General features: G+C 32.9%; 13 protein-coding genes and 2 pseudogenes. 3 read left to right on the plus strand and 12 right to left on the minus strand.

Features of this window, described 5'->3' with window-relative positions:
- Window positions 1-45: 45 nt before the first annotated feature.
- The 10 genes and pseudogenes from B5P42_RS33545 to B5P42_RS32780 form a co-directional block, all read right to left on the minus strand.
- On the minus strand, window positions 46-2,061 hold the full coding sequence (locus B5P42_RS33545) for a Ger(x)C family spore germination protein (protein ID WP_113734802.1): 2,016 nt from the start codon (window positions 2,059-2,061) through the stop codon (window positions 46-48).
- Window positions 2,062-2,081: 20 nt separating this feature from the next.
- Window positions 2,082-3,581 carry a spore germination protein gene (locus B5P42_RS17665; protein ID WP_113734803.1) on the minus strand — a complete coding sequence of 500 codons (1,500 nt, stop codon included), beginning with the start codon at window positions 3,579-3,581 and terminating at the stop codon, window positions 2,082-2,084.
- Between the two features lie 228 nt (window positions 3,582-3,809).
- Window positions 3,810-4,370, minus strand: a pseudogene (locus B5P42_RS17670) (IS6 family transposase); the annotation flags it as partial.
- A gap of 469 nt (window positions 4,371-4,839) precedes the next feature.
- Window positions 4,840-5,340 carry a DinB family protein gene (locus tag B5P42_RS17680; RefSeq protein ID WP_113734805.1) on the minus strand — a complete coding sequence of 167 codons (501 nt, stop codon included), beginning with the start codon at window positions 5,338-5,340 and terminating at the stop codon, window positions 4,840-4,842.
- A gap of 78 nt (window positions 5,341-5,418) precedes the next feature.
- Window positions 5,419-6,333 (minus strand): helix-turn-helix transcriptional regulator, encoded by a 915-nt coding sequence (locus B5P42_RS17685; protein WP_113734806.1) that lies wholly within the window; start codon window positions 6,331-6,333, stop codon window positions 5,419-5,421.
- 16 nt (window positions 6,334-6,349) lie between these two features.
- Window positions 6,350-6,919, minus strand: a complete 570-nt coding sequence (locus tag B5P42_RS17690; protein WP_113734807.1) for a YdeI/OmpD-associated family protein — start codon at window positions 6,917-6,919, stop codon at window positions 6,350-6,352.
- 44 nt (window positions 6,920-6,963) lie between these two features.
- Window positions 6,964-7,092: pseudogene (locus B5P42_RS32775) on the minus strand (recombinase family protein); the annotation flags it as partial.
- 1,442 nt (window positions 7,093-8,534) lie between these two features.
- Entirely contained in the window at window positions 8,535-10,103 is a 1,569-nt protein-coding gene (locus B5P42_RS17705) for a recombinase family protein (RefSeq protein ID WP_113734808.1), read from the minus strand.
- Window positions 10,100-11,554 carry a recombinase family protein gene (locus B5P42_RS17710; RefSeq protein WP_113734809.1) on the minus strand — a complete coding sequence of 485 codons (1,455 nt, stop codon included), beginning with the start codon at window positions 11,552-11,554 and terminating at the stop codon, window positions 10,100-10,102. Before B5P42_RS17710 ends, B5P42_RS17705 begins: the two co-directional genes overlap by 4 nt.
- Window positions 11,555-11,609: 55 nt before the next feature.
- Window positions 11,610-11,741 carry a hypothetical protein gene (locus B5P42_RS32780; protein WP_258397507.1) on the minus strand — a complete coding sequence of 44 codons (132 nt, stop codon included), beginning with the start codon at window positions 11,739-11,741 and terminating at the stop codon, window positions 11,610-11,612.
- 40 nt (window positions 11,742-11,781) lie between these two features.
- On the opposite strand from B5P42_RS32780, the gene B5P42_RS17715 reads away from it, so the two are divergent.
- Window positions 11,782-12,159: a helix-turn-helix domain-containing protein gene (locus B5P42_RS17715; RefSeq protein WP_113734810.1), complete on the plus strand. Its 378-nt coding sequence runs from the start codon at window positions 11,782-11,784 to the stop codon at window positions 12,157-12,159.
- A gap of 95 nt (window positions 12,160-12,254) precedes the next feature.
- Here the strand turns inward: B5P42_RS17715 and B5P42_RS32040 are convergent, their stop codons facing one another.
- The gene (locus B5P42_RS32040) at window positions 12,255-12,422 is read right to left on the minus strand and encodes a hypothetical protein (protein ID WP_165927694.1); all 168 of its coding nucleotides are present in this window, start codon (window positions 12,420-12,422) and stop codon (window positions 12,255-12,257) included.
- 122 nt (window positions 12,423-12,544) lie between these two features.
- Between B5P42_RS32040 and B5P42_RS17720 the strand changes: the two genes are divergently transcribed.
- The gene (locus B5P42_RS17720) at window positions 12,545-14,092 is read left to right on the plus strand and encodes a recombinase family protein (protein WP_113734811.1); all 1,548 of its coding nucleotides are present in this window, start codon (window positions 12,545-12,547) and stop codon (window positions 14,090-14,092) included.
- Window positions 14,093-14,447: 355 nt separating this feature from the next.
- On the opposite strand, the gene B5P42_RS17725 is transcribed toward B5P42_RS17720, so the two are convergent.
- Entirely contained in the window at window positions 14,448-14,921 is a 474-nt protein-coding gene (locus B5P42_RS17725) for a MarR family winged helix-turn-helix transcriptional regulator (RefSeq protein ID WP_113734812.1), read from the minus strand.
- Window positions 14,922-15,682: 761 nt separating this feature from the next.
- On the opposite strand from B5P42_RS17725, the gene B5P42_RS17730 reads away from it, so the two are divergent.
- Window positions 15,683-16,000, plus strand: coding sequence for a winged helix-turn-helix transcriptional regulator (locus tag B5P42_RS17730; RefSeq protein WP_113734813.1), 318 nt, complete (start codon window positions 15,683-15,685; stop codon window positions 15,998-16,000).
- The last annotated feature ends 154 nt before the right edge of the window (window positions 16,001-16,154 follow it).

The following is a 16,154-nucleotide window of genomic DNA, read 5'->3' on the forward strand; positions in this document are numbered from 1 at the left end:
TTAAGTTGATGGATGTGTGGTGCTACCCCTACCTTATGTGACTTTTTATTCTGTCACACCAGATTGTATAATTTTCACATCCGCGGTTACATGAAAACGTAAATCCTTATAGGAGTTTTCCCACTCTTTATCGTTCCACTTTTTTGTTTGAGTCCTACCAAATTTTCTAAGACCTATAGGATCTGTTCCTTTATTGATAAATCTTTTTATTAATTTGGTTGCCTTTTGCTCTATTTCATTTTCCATTATCTTTTCTAGCTTTCGTATTTCTTTGGCATTATCCAAGTTTTTTGTTTTTGTCAATTCCTGAATTTCACCCGTCACTTGAATATGGGCATTTATGAATGGATTCCGGCTATTCCCCTTCATTTTGTATTTTGTTCCAGATTTAATATTTTCTATCGTGGCATAATTATCAGAAAAACCAGGGAGGTGGGATTGGTACGTTCCACTTTTAAATTTATCGGTCAACACTTTGAATATAAACAAATCTTTAGATGAGAGCGTATCTACCATCCTATACCTTTTAAATAAAGCCACGCCATTTAACTCTAATAAGTTTCCTTTTTTTGAAATTAGGGGCAAATATGAATCTCTCGCATCATCATAAAGTTGATTTAAAAATAAATAAAAATTTGTTTTTGGTTGTACCCCATTCTTAATATTTTGCTCAATTAAGGAAGATAAATAGGTAGAAACCCCTTTTTCTTTAGAGTAAGTTCCTCTTAAAAGTGTCTCCCCTCCTTCATTTGCAATCGCTAAATAGATTGCATTTCCGATACTTGGGATTCGGTTCATAGTTTCTAAAATTTCTTTCATTCCCTTTTTAGCTAATTTTTTATCAAATATAATCATGCGTAATTGACCTAACTCTAGAGGTCCAGAAGATTGTTCAGATGCTCTTGCCAGAATTTCTTTACTACTCTTCCCCGATGCTGAATAAATTTTTGTTTGTCCACCGCCACTACTTGTATATGCCGAAATCGCAAACGTTCCTCTTATTTTATCTTCAGCCTCTAAATCATATGAAGCAACTTGAATTAAATCGATGTCATCAACAATTTTAGTTTTAGCACACCCTGTTAAGAGGACACTTAATATCAGAAAAAATACCCACTGTTTCANNAATAGAAGAAGAAACGGCAAAACATATTTTTGTTTTATCCTCAATGTCTCTTTTATGCCACGACTTACTCCCCATAATGTTATGGACATATTCGGTAATATAAAAAACGCCCAGACAGAGATTATTATGTACTCAAATCGCTCTATAAAGGGAAGCTGGATGATTTTGGTCATACTCAAATATGCCCATATAGCACTAGAAAGTTGTTTTTCACTAAAAAATGCAAGTGATAAAATCATAAGGTATGTGTATATAACCGTCGTTACTAAATTCCCGTAGTGCGCATATCTCTGAGAGGTTCGCGCATTTTTAATAAAGGGATAATAAATCAATAACATTTCAAATCCTAGATAGCTGAACATAGTTCCTTTCATTCCCTTAATAATTTCTTGAAATGAATGCTGCCATATTGGAAATAGATTTCGAAAATCTGCGTATTGCAAAGGATAAAAAAATGTAAAGAACAGTATGCTTGGAATGACAATTCCAAAAAAACCAATGCCTGCAACTACACGAAATCCTCCTGTTACAATGTAGTAACATAAAATCAAAAAAACCCCTGAAATAATCCACGTAGGCATAGAAGGAAACATCCAAACATGTACTACCTCAATATAGCTGTGTAATGTTGTTGCACCCAGCATTAACACATATCCTAGAAAAATGAGGTTGAATACTCCGCCAATCCATTTTCCAAAGACATTCTGTTGGATTATGATAATGTCCCCATTACCTTGATTCAAAATTTGATATATAATCCAAATCATGAGGTTAACAGACAATCCAAAAAATAGGGTACTTATCCACGCATCGTTTCCTACTAACTTTGCACTCACTCTTTCAAAACCAAGCATACCCACTCCCATTTGCATAGTACAAATTAAAAAAAATACTACAAATGGGGAGACTTGATACTCAGTTGGAATGTTCTTCATAACGTTCCTCCATGTTAGATTCAATCATCAAAATCATTTCGTGATAAAATTTCATTTTTCTTTGCGTCTTCGGGATTAAAACGCATGCGCTGTTTGCTTCTTGAAAATAAAGGTCGCTCAAACATTGATGAGATTGGCATACGAATAATGCTGTCTTTCCAATCTGCCAGTCTTGTAGGATAAAAAGGGAATAAATAAGGACGTTTTAACGATTTTGTACGTAATAAATGTGTTAGAAGAAAAGAACTTGCTATAACAATCCCTAGTAGTCCTAGTAGTTGTGCCGCTACTATAAATGGAAAGCGGATTACTCGAATTGTAATACCAATTCTATAAATTGGAGTTGTAAAAGATGTTAGTGCTGAAAGAGCAACAATAATGATAAGTACGTTACTTGTAAGACTGGCTTCTACCGATGCTTGTCCAATTACAATACCACCTACTATACCTACGGTTAATCCCACTTTAGTTGGTAAGCGCGCCCCTGCTTCTCTCAGTAATTCAATAGTTATTTCTAAAAAAAATGCTTCAATTACCGGAGGGAAAGGTATCTTACTTCTAGAAATCACCAATGTTTCAAGAAGTTCTTTCGGAATAAGCTCGTAATGATATGTTAATATCGCAACATATAAGGGAGTAGTTAAAACGGAAAATATAAAAGCAAAAATTCTTAACAACCGAAAGAAAGAAGCTAAAACCCAAGGCATGGTATAGTCTTCTGTTGAAGAAAAAAATTCAATCAATGTCGTAGGGAGTGTGATAGCAAATGGTGAGCCATCTACAAATAGTGCAACCTTCCCTTCTGCCAAAACAGCAGCTACACGATCTGGACGCTCTGTATTAAGGAAGTGTGGAAAAATAGAATTTGGATTATCTACAAGTAGTCGGGCTAAGTAAGTACTATCAAGAATGTGGTCTATTTTAATTTTACTTACCCGTTCTATGATTTCCTCTACATTCTGATTATTTGCGATTCCTTCAATAAATACTACCGCCACAGAAGTATTAGAAAGATCTCCTACTCTCAATGCTTCTACTTGGAGAAACGGCGTTGGAAGCCTTCTGCGCAGCAAATTCAAATTTGTATCCAGATCTTCAACAAATGCGATTTGTGGGCCTACAATATTATATTCAATTTCAGCCTTTGTAATATCCCGGCCTTCTTTTTTTGATATATTTATTAACAAACCACTTGATACATCTTTATCTATTTGAATTAGTATATACCCGTCTAAAATATCATTCTGAATGTCTTCTATTTGTTTTGTTATTTTTGCAACTCCAATTGGTAAAGCAACTTGAATATCTTGTAGTGAATCGAAAGATTTTTCTTTTATGTACGGTAAAACATCTTCTTGTAACATATTTACATCAATCAATGTCCGAAAATATGAGACCACTACAGGAGAATTATCCGAATGGATTTGTAATTCAGTGAAATCTCCAGATTTCTTTAGCAATTGAATAAGATCATGCAAAGATTTTATAGGATAACAAGGGATTTTTTCATGCTGTTTCAATTGACAATACCCTTCCCTTCAGAAATAAACTATATAATATATTCAAAAAATTTACATTTCAAACTTTACGAACAGTAATATATAAATATACTCATTGAAATTGCTATGTCCCCTCTAGAAATAACTTAACCCAAAACGATTAGAAAAATGTATATAAAGGAAAAAGGGTTCTGGTGCAAGAATCATTTAATAAAGACAGAGAGCCTACACAGTCTGTTCAATTCCAGATTATGATGCAAGTCCAAACAAGTTATGTACAAATTCAACTTCATATTGGATAGACTTCACCTGTCGGTGAAGTTGTCCTTTTTTCATCATATGCATGGCTTCAACACCACTCAATATAGAAATTGCTGTTTTAAATGACTTGAATCCCAACATAGAACGCACACGTTTCTTAATAAAACGGTGATCTTGTTCCACTATATTATTGAGATATCTAACTTGCCTTAGTTGTATGCCTTCAGGCATATGTTTCTCTTCTTTCAACTCTTGAATCGCTACAGGATAGGCAGGGTTCTTATCTACTGTTATCACGCAAGGTTTAGAAACGTACGAAAAAGCCAAGGCTTTCTTGAAAAAGCGCTTGACTGCTTGTTTATCTCTTGATTTACTTAGATAAAAATCAATTGTATACCCTTCTGAATCGACTGCACGATATAAATACATCCATTGACCTTTTACTTTGATATATGTTTCATCGACTCTCCAAGAGTTATTTGTTGGCTTAAGATGATGTCGTACTTTCTCTTCTAGTTGAGGTCCATATTGATGAACCCAGCGCATAATGGGGTACAGCCGAGATACGTGTAAAAATAGGTTATAGGCTTACTTTTATTTCCAATCGGTTTTTTTATAAAACTCCTTTATTCGTCTAAGCTTTCATTTTCGCTTGTCATGTAAACAAACGTTTAGGTGACAAATGAGAACCAGGATAAAATAATCATATAAGGGTGTTCTTGCCCATCCCCCGAAAAGTGGGAATAAGTGGTTTATGTAACAATAGAACCAAATAGTGTTGGTTATCATATAGGATTTCTTGTACCAGGGATAACGTCAGGAAAATGCGAATTTACAACGTTAAGAAAACTACAGCATAGAAAAATCGATTCCTTTACGTTTAGGAACCGATTTTTAATTTGGCTTATTAAGCTAACGCCACCGTTAGTTTTATTAAAGGACATTTATATAGAAAGCAGATGAATATTTTATTTGTATTCTCATGTGAACTATCATTAATTTACAAGTACTATTTGCCCTAACTCTGATACCAATATAAAGCGAGGTCATTCATTATTGAAGCGTGCCCCTGTTGTCTTAGCATGGTTGTTATGTTACCTCGATGATAGGTACCGTGATTAGCAACATGAAATAAAATTTCTGCGTATGCAGTCTCTCTGGCACCTGACCAAGGATTATTTAAATTAATTTTTTGTTCTAAATCTTTTTGGCTATTCATCCATTCTTCATACTGTGAAGCTAGTTCTTCGAAAGACTTAATAAATTCATCTACAGAATATAAATTAGTCTTTTCTAATAATGACATAGAAGCTTCCAATGCTTCTTGCATACCAATTCCTTTAAGTACTTGTAACCACATAACATCTACTACATAGATATGGCTAAACGTTTGAGCGATATTTGGATATGAGCTATTAACCTCTTTATATAGGACATTGCTTGGTAATTCTTTTATTCTTTCTAGTACCATCTTATTAGCCCAAAGATGGTACTTATACATATTTTTTGCATGGTTCATTTAACATCTACTCCTTTATTTCTGGTTTTTTAAAAGTTGATATCTAGATTATAAAAAAAGATATATGACAGCAGCTTGTCATATATCTTCATAAACTTTTATTATTTTTTTTGCCTCATCTATTAAAATTGATTGCAGTTCCATCGGTTTTACAATTTTAGCACCGCTACCAAAGCTTAAAAGAATCGATTTAAGCCATCCAGCCTGTAGAGGTTGATAAACAGAAATTGTAATTGTCATACTTCCGTCATCGTTAATAGTTTTTGAAGAATTTTGGAATTGGTCTAATACTTCTGCTAAGGAATTAGGACTCACCCAGATTACTACATCCTCAAACCCCACCAGATTGCGGTTTGAATAAAATGCTTCATCTTTAATTCCGTGATTTTGTAGAAACTTTTCTTGTGTCAGAGTTACATCCATCATACGTGATAATCTAAATTCTCTATAATTCTGACGTTCTCTACAATAACCATATATATACCAGTTACGGAACTTATAATGAAGGTGAATAGGTTCTACTTCACGAGATGTAAATTCATTTTTATTGCTTACATAATTAAAGTGTATTACCTTTTTTTCATGTATAGCTTTTCGCAGATTCATTACTGAATTGGGTTCTGTTCTATGGCTTTCCAAGTCAACCAATAAAGACTTATTATTACTGTTTGTATCCAGTAATTTTAGTCTATCTATCGTATGTTCAATTTCTTTATCTTTAAAAATATTCGATAAACTACTTAATACTGTAATTAAATTCAGAATGTCAAAAGAGCCCATTAAGCTTTTATCAAATTTGTATCCCTTTATTATACCGAATCCCCCGTTAGTCCCTTGGTAAGAAACAACTGGTATTCCAGCAGCAAAAATAGCTTCGATGTCTCTATAAATTGTCCGTGATGATACTTGAAATTCATCAGCTAAACTAGAAGCTGACAAAATTTCATTATTTAAGAGCTTGAATATGATTGATATCAAACGTTCTAATTTCAATTTTCATTTCCTTCCCTTAATAATTGATTAAGCGACCATTGTCATTCCATTGACCGTACATTTTATTTTCTCTGGTATTTTCGATAAACTTATCGAATCTTTTATTAAAAATATTAGGTTCATTTCTATAACTTTGTATCGTATCAATTCTAATCCTTCTGTATAGACCAGGAAAATTAATGAAGTTTTGATATAATTGGTCATCTTCTTTCAGACGAGTTTCAATATCTGGATCTATAGTAAAAGATTCAGGTCGCATATCAGGAAGAACTCTCAGTCCTTCTTCTTTCATCAAACCTAATTGATATAATCTCCTTACTCTTTCCTTATTTAATTCTGTCCAATTACTGTTTTTCTTTCTTGGGGAAAGCCTTTGAGCAAGTTCAGTATCTGATATTTTCTTCTTTATGCCATCAATCCAACCAAAACATAATGCTTCTTCAACTGCATCTAAATACTGAATCACTTCTGATTGTTCAGTTATACTTACTATCACCCAACAAAATCTTTCTGTTTTTGAATTCTCCTCAAGCCAATCTCTTAATTCCCACCTTGTCGTAACTCTAAGTAAATTCTCTATTTCCATTTTTAAAATTATCCTTTCTAAAATGAATATATGTCCTAAGTATAACTGTTTAATAAATTTGTTAGATCGGTAACATAAATGGTATCATCTTCTCGTAAATTTCCTAGCATTTTTTTGAGTTGTTCTTAATCCTTTGTTGCTCCAGAAACTTCTTCTTCAAAAATAATGTCCATTCATTGAAGAAGCTATAGAGATAGAATAGCTTTATTACATTTTGTCTTATTCCCCCTTTTCTGAGGATGGGCAAAAACACCCATGTCTCATAATCATGTGGCTTAATTAAAAAAATGAAACCCGTTAGGGTTTATTTGGTATGCAGATTTTTAAATAGTTTATATCAAATCTTTAGAAAGCAGAAAAAGGTCTAGTTGAATTGATTTTTACTTAATCTTAGCTTGATGGGCATGGGGTATCACCAGCATTTTGGAAAAAACTTACGCTAAGCAAAAAATACAATAAGCCGTTCATTTGGACAGCTCATTTACATAATTATCGTTATCGGAAGTTAGATTTTGTAATATTCAAAGGTAAATCCTCCTATAAAAATCATGATGGAAACAATTGAAATGACAATACTAATCCTTCTAATATTCTTTTTTTGAACACTTATTGCGATCACCAAAGATAACAAAAAAACGAAGAGACTTATTATTGTTAATACAGCAATTAATTTATCCAAGAAATACACCCTCCATTTCTTATTCTGATTCTGATGTGGGCCATGCTGTTCCTATAACGGATAGAGGAAGAACAACGGATCCTAGAAATAAAAGACCAAAAAATAAAATAAGTGTTATGACTAGTGCAATTCCAGATATTATCCTTATTTTTTCATTGATTTCACCTTAATTTTGATTTGTTTTTATTTTCATCAAATAAGATGAGTTTATGCCTATTTTATCGTGGATTATATGTATACCATATTCATGTGAGGTTTACATAACGTCCTATTATCGGTAGCAAAAAAAAAGGCAAAACCCTTACTCTCATAAGGGTTTTGCCTTTTTTTCTTTTTATCAATCTATGCATTTTTTTATACATTCCTATTCTGGCGCGGGTTTTCGGGTTCTCGTTCGTTACTGGATTAGCCAAAAAACTGTATAAAATCTTGCATGCTCTTAGCGTGGGGTTTTTCCAAAATGCTGGCGATACCCCATGCCCATCAAGCTAAGATTTTCAGAAACCTCCCATTACAAAAATTTTACCTTTTCACAGTTATTCATAAGAGTTCGGCTCATTTTTTCTTTTTTTGGCCCTTTATTTTCTTTAAGTTGATGGGTATGTATGGTGACCCCTCATGCCTCCTTACAGGGAGAATGATAAGGCATTTTTTATTTACCCAATTACCGAGCTCTCAAATGTTTTAAATAGTTACTTATCCCCTAATCACCGAGTATGTTTATTTCTCTAAATCACTGTCCATAATAATAAATAAAGACAAACCCTTTATCCTTAAGATACAAGCTCTTTCTCAAGAGTATCAAACTCGGTGATTAGGGTAGAGTGGTATACCACTCCCTCCTAATCACCGAGTAGCAAAAGAATTTTCATCTACAGTTCAATCCAAATACCGATACATCAATAACAAAAAACAGCCATCAATGTGATAGCTGTTTTACAAAATCAAGCTGATTTGATTTTTTACATCACGCTTTGAAAAATCGGTTCGTAACTGTAATGAAATATCATATTCGTTACGCTTTTTATTTTCTTTAATGGATACAGATTGAATGAGAGGTAATAAAAATCGTCTTTTATCCATATCGCTTATTTCTTGAAGCTTGACACCATCTTGAAATACTTCATTCAAAGTATGTAACCATGTTTCTTTGCTCTTCTCGACTTTTTCTTTGAGGATGATTTGCTGCTTAAAGTCATTGATTTGTTGTGTGACTCCATCTAGCTTTCGCTGTACATCCAAGCGATAAATCGCTAAGGACTTCAAAAAACGTTTATCATCGTTATTTTTCATACGCTGTTTGAGCTCTTCTGTAATATTGTGAAGTTTGATGGTGTAGTTTTCGAAGAGACGCTGATGCTTTTGAATATTATTATTCAATTCTTGTATCTCATACTGAATTTTTTGTTCTATCGCATGATATACATTGTGAAATCCACTTATTTTCACATCAGTAAGTGTTTGATTCACTACTTTATCATGAAGGAGGTCTGCATCTATTCTTAATTTGCAGTTAGTGCAAAAATAAATTTTCCCTCCATACTGTTTATTTGTAGAACTTATTGTCTGTTGATTCTTTGTTTTCATTAGTTCCTGGCACTTTTCACAAGAAAGCAATCCTTGCAGCAAAAAACTTGTTTTGTAATGTTTAGGAACCATGTTGCCATTACGTTTTTCTGAATAAATACGCCAACATGATTCCCATGTCGTTCGTGAAATGATTGGCTTCACATAGTGGTTTGGTGCTTCAATCCAAATATCCCTTGCATTTTGCTTTCCATCTGTTTGTCGGCGCCATGATAATAAACCACAATAAAAAGGATTAAGCACAATCGCCTTTACATTCTCTTTCCCCCAATCTTTTCCGCGGCGGGAACCGTTAGGGAGTGTATTAGCAATATACTGAAACCCATGACCATTTACATATAAATTGAAGATTTCTTTTACATAGCAAAGCTCTTCGGTGTGTTCAATAAATTGCTCACTATTCTTATCATATGTGTACCCAAATGGTGGCTTACCACCAAGCCATTTCCCTTGTTTTGCTTTGTTTTCTAGACCTGATCGTGTTCTGGCGATAATGGTGTCAACTTCATATTTAGTAAAACCATCTTCCATAAGTTGCACAATCAAGTCAGTATCAGCATTGTACACACTTTCGGTTGAACTAATAATGATGGGAATATCTAGTGTCTTCATGACAATACGTATCGTTTGATGCTCAAGAGGATCTCTGGCCAAACGATCACTTTTATAAACAATGACAAAATCAAATTCTTTTCTTTTTGCCGCTTCGAACATATTTTCAAGTTCTTTCCTACTTGTAATTTTATTTTTACGAGCGGAAACAGCCTTATCAAGAAAAGAATGAGTATGAATGCAATCATATTTGCGAATCACTTCCATAACGGAATTCAATTGCATATCCATATCTTGTTTATCCGTAGAATGACGGCCATAAAAAGCAGCCTTCCTATTTGGTTGTAATATATGAGAAAGCTTCATGATGTTAACACCTCTTGAGTACGTAAGAATGGGTGTTTAAAAATAATTTCGCAGTTCTTTCCATCAGTTTTAACTTGTTGTATTAAATCTTGAAAAAAGGAACCTAACTGTCGATTCTCCTTTATCTCGTCATAGGACAACGACATAGAGGATTGATAATTACTTATCTTTTCACGTAATTGCTTTACATCACTTAATTCCTGTATTACCTGTTCTTTTTGTTTTTTATATTTTGCCAGCTCATCATACAGCGCCATAATTTCGATTTCTTTCTGTTCCTTATAAGGTGCATCAGTTTCGTGATACCACGTATCTACTTTTGTAATTAACTTTTCATTCATAAGCTGGACTTTCTCTTCAATGGTTTGTATTTTCTGTTTTACTTGCTTCTTAGCATTCTGTTCATATCGATCAAATAATTCATGGAAATGAGCAGTAAGTAGGCTATGAAAATATTCTTTGCAGCGTTCAAAGACTAATGGTTCGATTGTACTCTTAAAAACGTAAACTGAAGAATGGTTTAAACATTTATATTTTAAATTTTCTTTTCTTCTAGCCTTTATTTTTTGTAATGATTCATTACATTTCGAACAAATTAGTAAGTCTTGCAATGGAAATAACACTTGTTCGAATACATAATCTTGATGAGTCTTTTGGGGAGATAAAACGGTGACAATACTACATGCTTTTTCCCATGTATTCCTATCAATAATGGAAAGTCTTTCATATTTACTAGTAACATCTTCACCAAAAATATTCATAGTACGCAATCCAATATATGTCGGGTTTAATGCAATTTTTCTTATATCAGCCGAAGTCCAAGATTTCCCGTTTTCCTTCAAGCCTAATACACTACAAAGTTCTTTCAAGGATTCATATTTTTCCGATACAAGTTCTTGATAAATCCTTTTAACAATTTGTACTTGTTCATCAACCAATTCAATTTCTTTCGTTTCTTTATTCCATTTAAAACCATAAGGAAGACGTCCTGGGTTTTTACCACTTTGGAAATTTGACTTTAATGTTTGCTTTAAACGTTCAATAATTTGTTCGCCCTCACGTTGAGCCATACCCGCCATAATTAATTCAAGATATTCACCAATTGGTGTGTAGTACACTGGCGGCTCATTCGGTGCAGTGAAAATAACATTTATTTTCTTGTTTCTTAGTATTTGATAAATTTCATAATACTCCATCACATTTCGAGCTATTCGATCTCGCTTAAATAAGAATAAGGTTCCGACATAGTTATTGTTGATATCTTGTAGTAATTTTTGTAGAGCTGGACGCTTTTTTAAACTGACTTTTCGGGCTGATACCGCTTCATCGATATATTCTTCATCGATAATCAATGCCATATCAATGGAGCAAGTAAGAACTGAATTTTGTTGCATCTCGATTGAGTTTTCCTGAGAATCAATTGAACTTCTATAATATGCAACGGTTTTCAATTCAGGACCTCCTCTCATGATGTTCTATTTACACTGTATGTATCAAAAATAGCGGCTAGTCCTTATTAATTGCTTTAACTAATTCTTTTTCAACAATCTTTATATACGCTTCAAACCATTTTTGAGCTGATTCTGGATCATGAACATATCTTACTGATGTAATTGTAATTTTCTTTTGCTTATTCATTTTATGTATTCCTTTCAATAAATCCGTGGAGGTTAATCTTATGATAAATGAAATTGGTAAACACATTCGTACACTACGTACTCAAAAAGGCATTGGACTAAACACCTTTGCAAAAGAGCTTGGTGTATCACCAGCTTACTTAAGTAATCTTGAAACAGGAAAGACAGATACCATTCAACTTTCACTACTACAAAAACTACAAGACGAACTTCACCTCATTACAATAGATAACTTTTCATTAATACAAGATGAAACAAAATATAGAATTGCTCGGGCAAGCACTCTCTTACATAGCTTGATACAACAGAATGAAGCATTTGGATCCTACTTATTAGAAACCTTAGAAAAGGGTATTTATCTATCTCAGGTATCGCCTCCTTCCGATAACAATGATTGGAATTATTATTTACAAAACTAAAAAGACTATTCACAATAAAAAACAATTATTTATGTTAGTGAATAATTTAATCAAAAAAAGAAGAGCATACCTCTTAAGGAAAGAGGATGCTCTTTTTATTTTTCGTCTTCCTGGCAACTCACTGCTGCTTCAACTATAGACTTTAAAATCGGATTTTTCTTTTCCCATTCTTTTTGGAACCATTCTTTTTGTTCTTCTTTTTCCATTGATGCAAGTGGTGAATGGATAATGACCTTTGTATTACCAAATTGAAATTCTTTCATCATATCCCCCCTTGCACTATATGTATGCAAGACAAGAAAAAAGACGAACTATCATTTTCATAGGACAAGCTAGTCATACATATTCATAACAATAATAATAGACAAGCTGGTAGGTGAAACAAATGTACCGTCCACAAGAACTTGATGTATTCATCTATTTACGTAAAAGTCGAAAAGACCTTGAAGAAGAAAAAAAGGCGATGGAACATGGACAACATTATGATACACTTGAACGTCATCGTACTCAGTTATTAGAACTCGCTCACAAAGAGCATCATAATATCATTGATATTTTTGAAGAAGTTGTTTCTGGTGAATATATATCTGAAAGACCTATGATGCAAAAACTTCTTCGTGAAGTAGAATCAGGTATCGCTGATGCTGTATTAGTAATGGATTTAGACCGTCTTGGCCGTGGGGATATGGTAGATCAGGGAACTATTTATCGTGTGTTTCGCTACTCAGAAACATTCATTATTACACCCACAGAAATTATTGATCCAAATGATGAAAATCAAGAATTAACCTTCAGTATCAAATCTTTAATTGCCCGAGAAGAATTAAAAACAATTGTTAAACGTATGCAACGTGGTAGAAGAGCATCTGCAAAAGAAGGAAAATCCATCTCTCGAGTTCCAGCCTATGGATACTTACGAGATAATAACTTAAAACTTTATCCTGATCCTGAAAAGAGTTGGGTGATACCAAAAATTTTCGAATTAATGGCAAATGGAATGGGGAGACAGGCAATCGCCCAAGAATTAGATAGACTTGGAATTTCTCCCCCTGAAGGTGAGTATTGGAATCCTTCAACTATCTCTTCCATTACAAAAAATGAAGTATATCTTGGGCATATTATTTGGGGGAAAATACGTTATACCAAACAAAATGGGAAATATATTCGAAAAAAAGTACCGAAAGAAAGATGGCAACGACACGATAATGCTCATCCTCCACTTGTATCAGAAGAGTTATTTCAAAAGGCCAATATGGCCCACAGTAAACGGTGGAGACCTCCCACAATCAAAACAAAAAAACTTTCCAATCCATTGGCGGGCATCTTATTATGCGAACTATGTGGTCATTCCATGCTTTATCAACCTCGAAAAGATCGTCCTAATCCTCAAGTACGTTGCGTACAACCATCGTGTAAAGGAGTTCAAAAAGGTGCCTCTTTAACACTTGTTGAACAGCGTATCCTTGATGGATTAAAACAAATCATTGAAAGCTTTGAGATACAAGAGAACATGGTACAAAAAAAGAAAATAAAAAATAATATTCATCTACAACAAAAAGCTTTAGAAAGGAAGACACAACAAATCAATGATTTACAAAAACAAAAAAACACTCTCCATGATTTGTTAGAGAAGGGCATATACGATATTGAAACTTTTTTAGAACGACAGAAATCCATTGTAGTACGTTTAAAAACTACACAAGAAGAAATCCGACGACTTGAGCAAGAAATTAAACATGTATTAGAAAAAGAAAAACATATACATGAGTTTGTTCCCAAAATTAAAAATGTATTAGAAGCATACTATGCGACCGAAGATATAGAAAAGAAAAATCGCCTACTTAAGTCAGTGCTTGAAAAGGTCACATATTTAAGAAAAAAAAGGTGGCAAAGAAAAGATGAATTTGTCGTGGAATTACATACTAAAATATAAGTATAAAACTCATCTCTATATAACAGCATCCGCTAAAAAATACCCATTAATGAAGAAAGAAGATAACTACCTACTACGTACAGGTATCTTCTTTTCTCTATTTATATTGATTTCGTTTTTATTACCTATTCATCATTGTTCCTCCAAGCAAAAAATGAATTGAATTTTCATAGAAAACTGTGGAGAAATCAAATTTTTATTTTGGAATCCTGCCCCATTGCCATTAGGCTAAAAAGAACGAGTTACCCCAAAACAATAAAAACAAGAAAAATGCACAAATTTTTTGTTATAGGGGTATTATAAGATCTTAACTTGATGGGCATGCATCGAGTTAAGATTTTGAGGCACTCTAAATTTACCAGACAGGTCTCAACTTCAATGGTAAATTACCTTCATTTGCTTCATAAACTAATTTTGTTAAATCTTCCTTGAGCATTTGCATTCGTTCAGCACCTATGTTTTCAATCCAGCGCCCCTCAATCTCAGTTAGTATCTTCTCTTTTGCTTGCACTACTAACCAACCTCGTTCAGTCAAAACAATAATTTTCCCTCTCTTATCAGTGGGATGAGTTTTACGCATTACATAACCACTTTTTTCAAGATAATCCACCATTTTACTCACAGCTTGCTTTGTAATTCCTAAATATTCAGCTAGTTCTATACCTGTTGCTCCATTAGGAGTGATGTATTTAAACATAAAACCATGTATAGGTCTAATATCTCCGAATCCCAATTCACTCAATCTGTCATGTAGTTCATTAATCGATGTACTAAAGGATAATGACAAAAGTGATGTAAGATCTAATTCACTAAATACTTGATGATTCATACATAAAACCTCCTCAAAAAAAGTCAATTAAGTTGACTTTTTTGATTCCATTGTACTACAAACAACATAATGAATCAAATTAACTATGTTGTTTTTGTTATAAAAGAAATATGACTCACTTAAAGCAACGCATTATTTTTAAACTGGAAATAATAAAACTCTCAATAAAGTTTCCTTTACTTCCATATCTTTTAGCCTTTTCTCCATTCTGCAATTCTAAACTTTTAACATAATAAGTACACATATATACAAACAAAAAACCTCTCATCAATCTAAAAAAACGTATACTCATAGAAATGAACATACGTTTCAACTTAAATGAATATAACATTCATGAAATTAACCTACTATAGAAACTAAAAGAACTTTCTTTATGTCTTATATCATAAAATTTCTTTTATAAACAGTAATAGAACTCAAATATTCAAAAACTTAACAACAGTATTACACAAGGTAACCTTTAGTAAGTTGGCTCGCTTTATGTAACCGCGATACCCTTAAGGTAATTGTACGTCAAGAAATATTTACTCACATAAAAGCTCAATAAAATTACATATTAATAAGAAATAACATGATGAAAATATCGATTTTTCAAAAAAATTACTCATCATAAAAATATACAGGTTACTTTAAATATCCAATTAATTATAAATTCCTACTAAAGTAAAGGAATTGTTTTATTTATTTGATATAATTTATGTGATTACAATAAATGTACGGAGAATAAAAGATTACAAATCATCTATATGGAGGTATGAGAAATGGATGAACAACGAGACATAGGGCCTAAAATAGAAAAAAGCTTTGAATTAATAGGAAAAAGATGGACAGGACTAATTATTTATGTACTTATGAGTGGTCCTAAACGGTTTAGTGAAATTCATTCAATGATTCCAGATTTAAGTAAACGTATGCTTACAGAAAGAATGAAAGAACTTGAGGATAACGATATGGTAGTACGACATGTGACCGCGGAACGCCCTGTACGAATAGAGTATTTACTAACAAAAAAAGGAACAGAATTAGGAAGAATTCTTGGACCGATTAGTCAATGGGCTGAAAGTTGGATAAAAGAGTAAATAAAAAGGCCCTTTCAAATATGTAAATCAAACACATATTAAGACAAGACGAAGTGCAATTTCCTAAAAAATATAGTCAATCAATTCAATAAGTAGACAATTCATATTAAAAAAATTACACTGTTTCATATTAAAGTAATAACTGACCTCATTT

The sequence above is a fragment of the Bacillus sp. SRB_331 genome (genome assembly GCF_003264175.1).
Lineage (GTDB): Bacteria > Bacillota > Bacilli > Bacillales > Bacillaceae_G > Bacillus_A > Bacillus_A mycoides.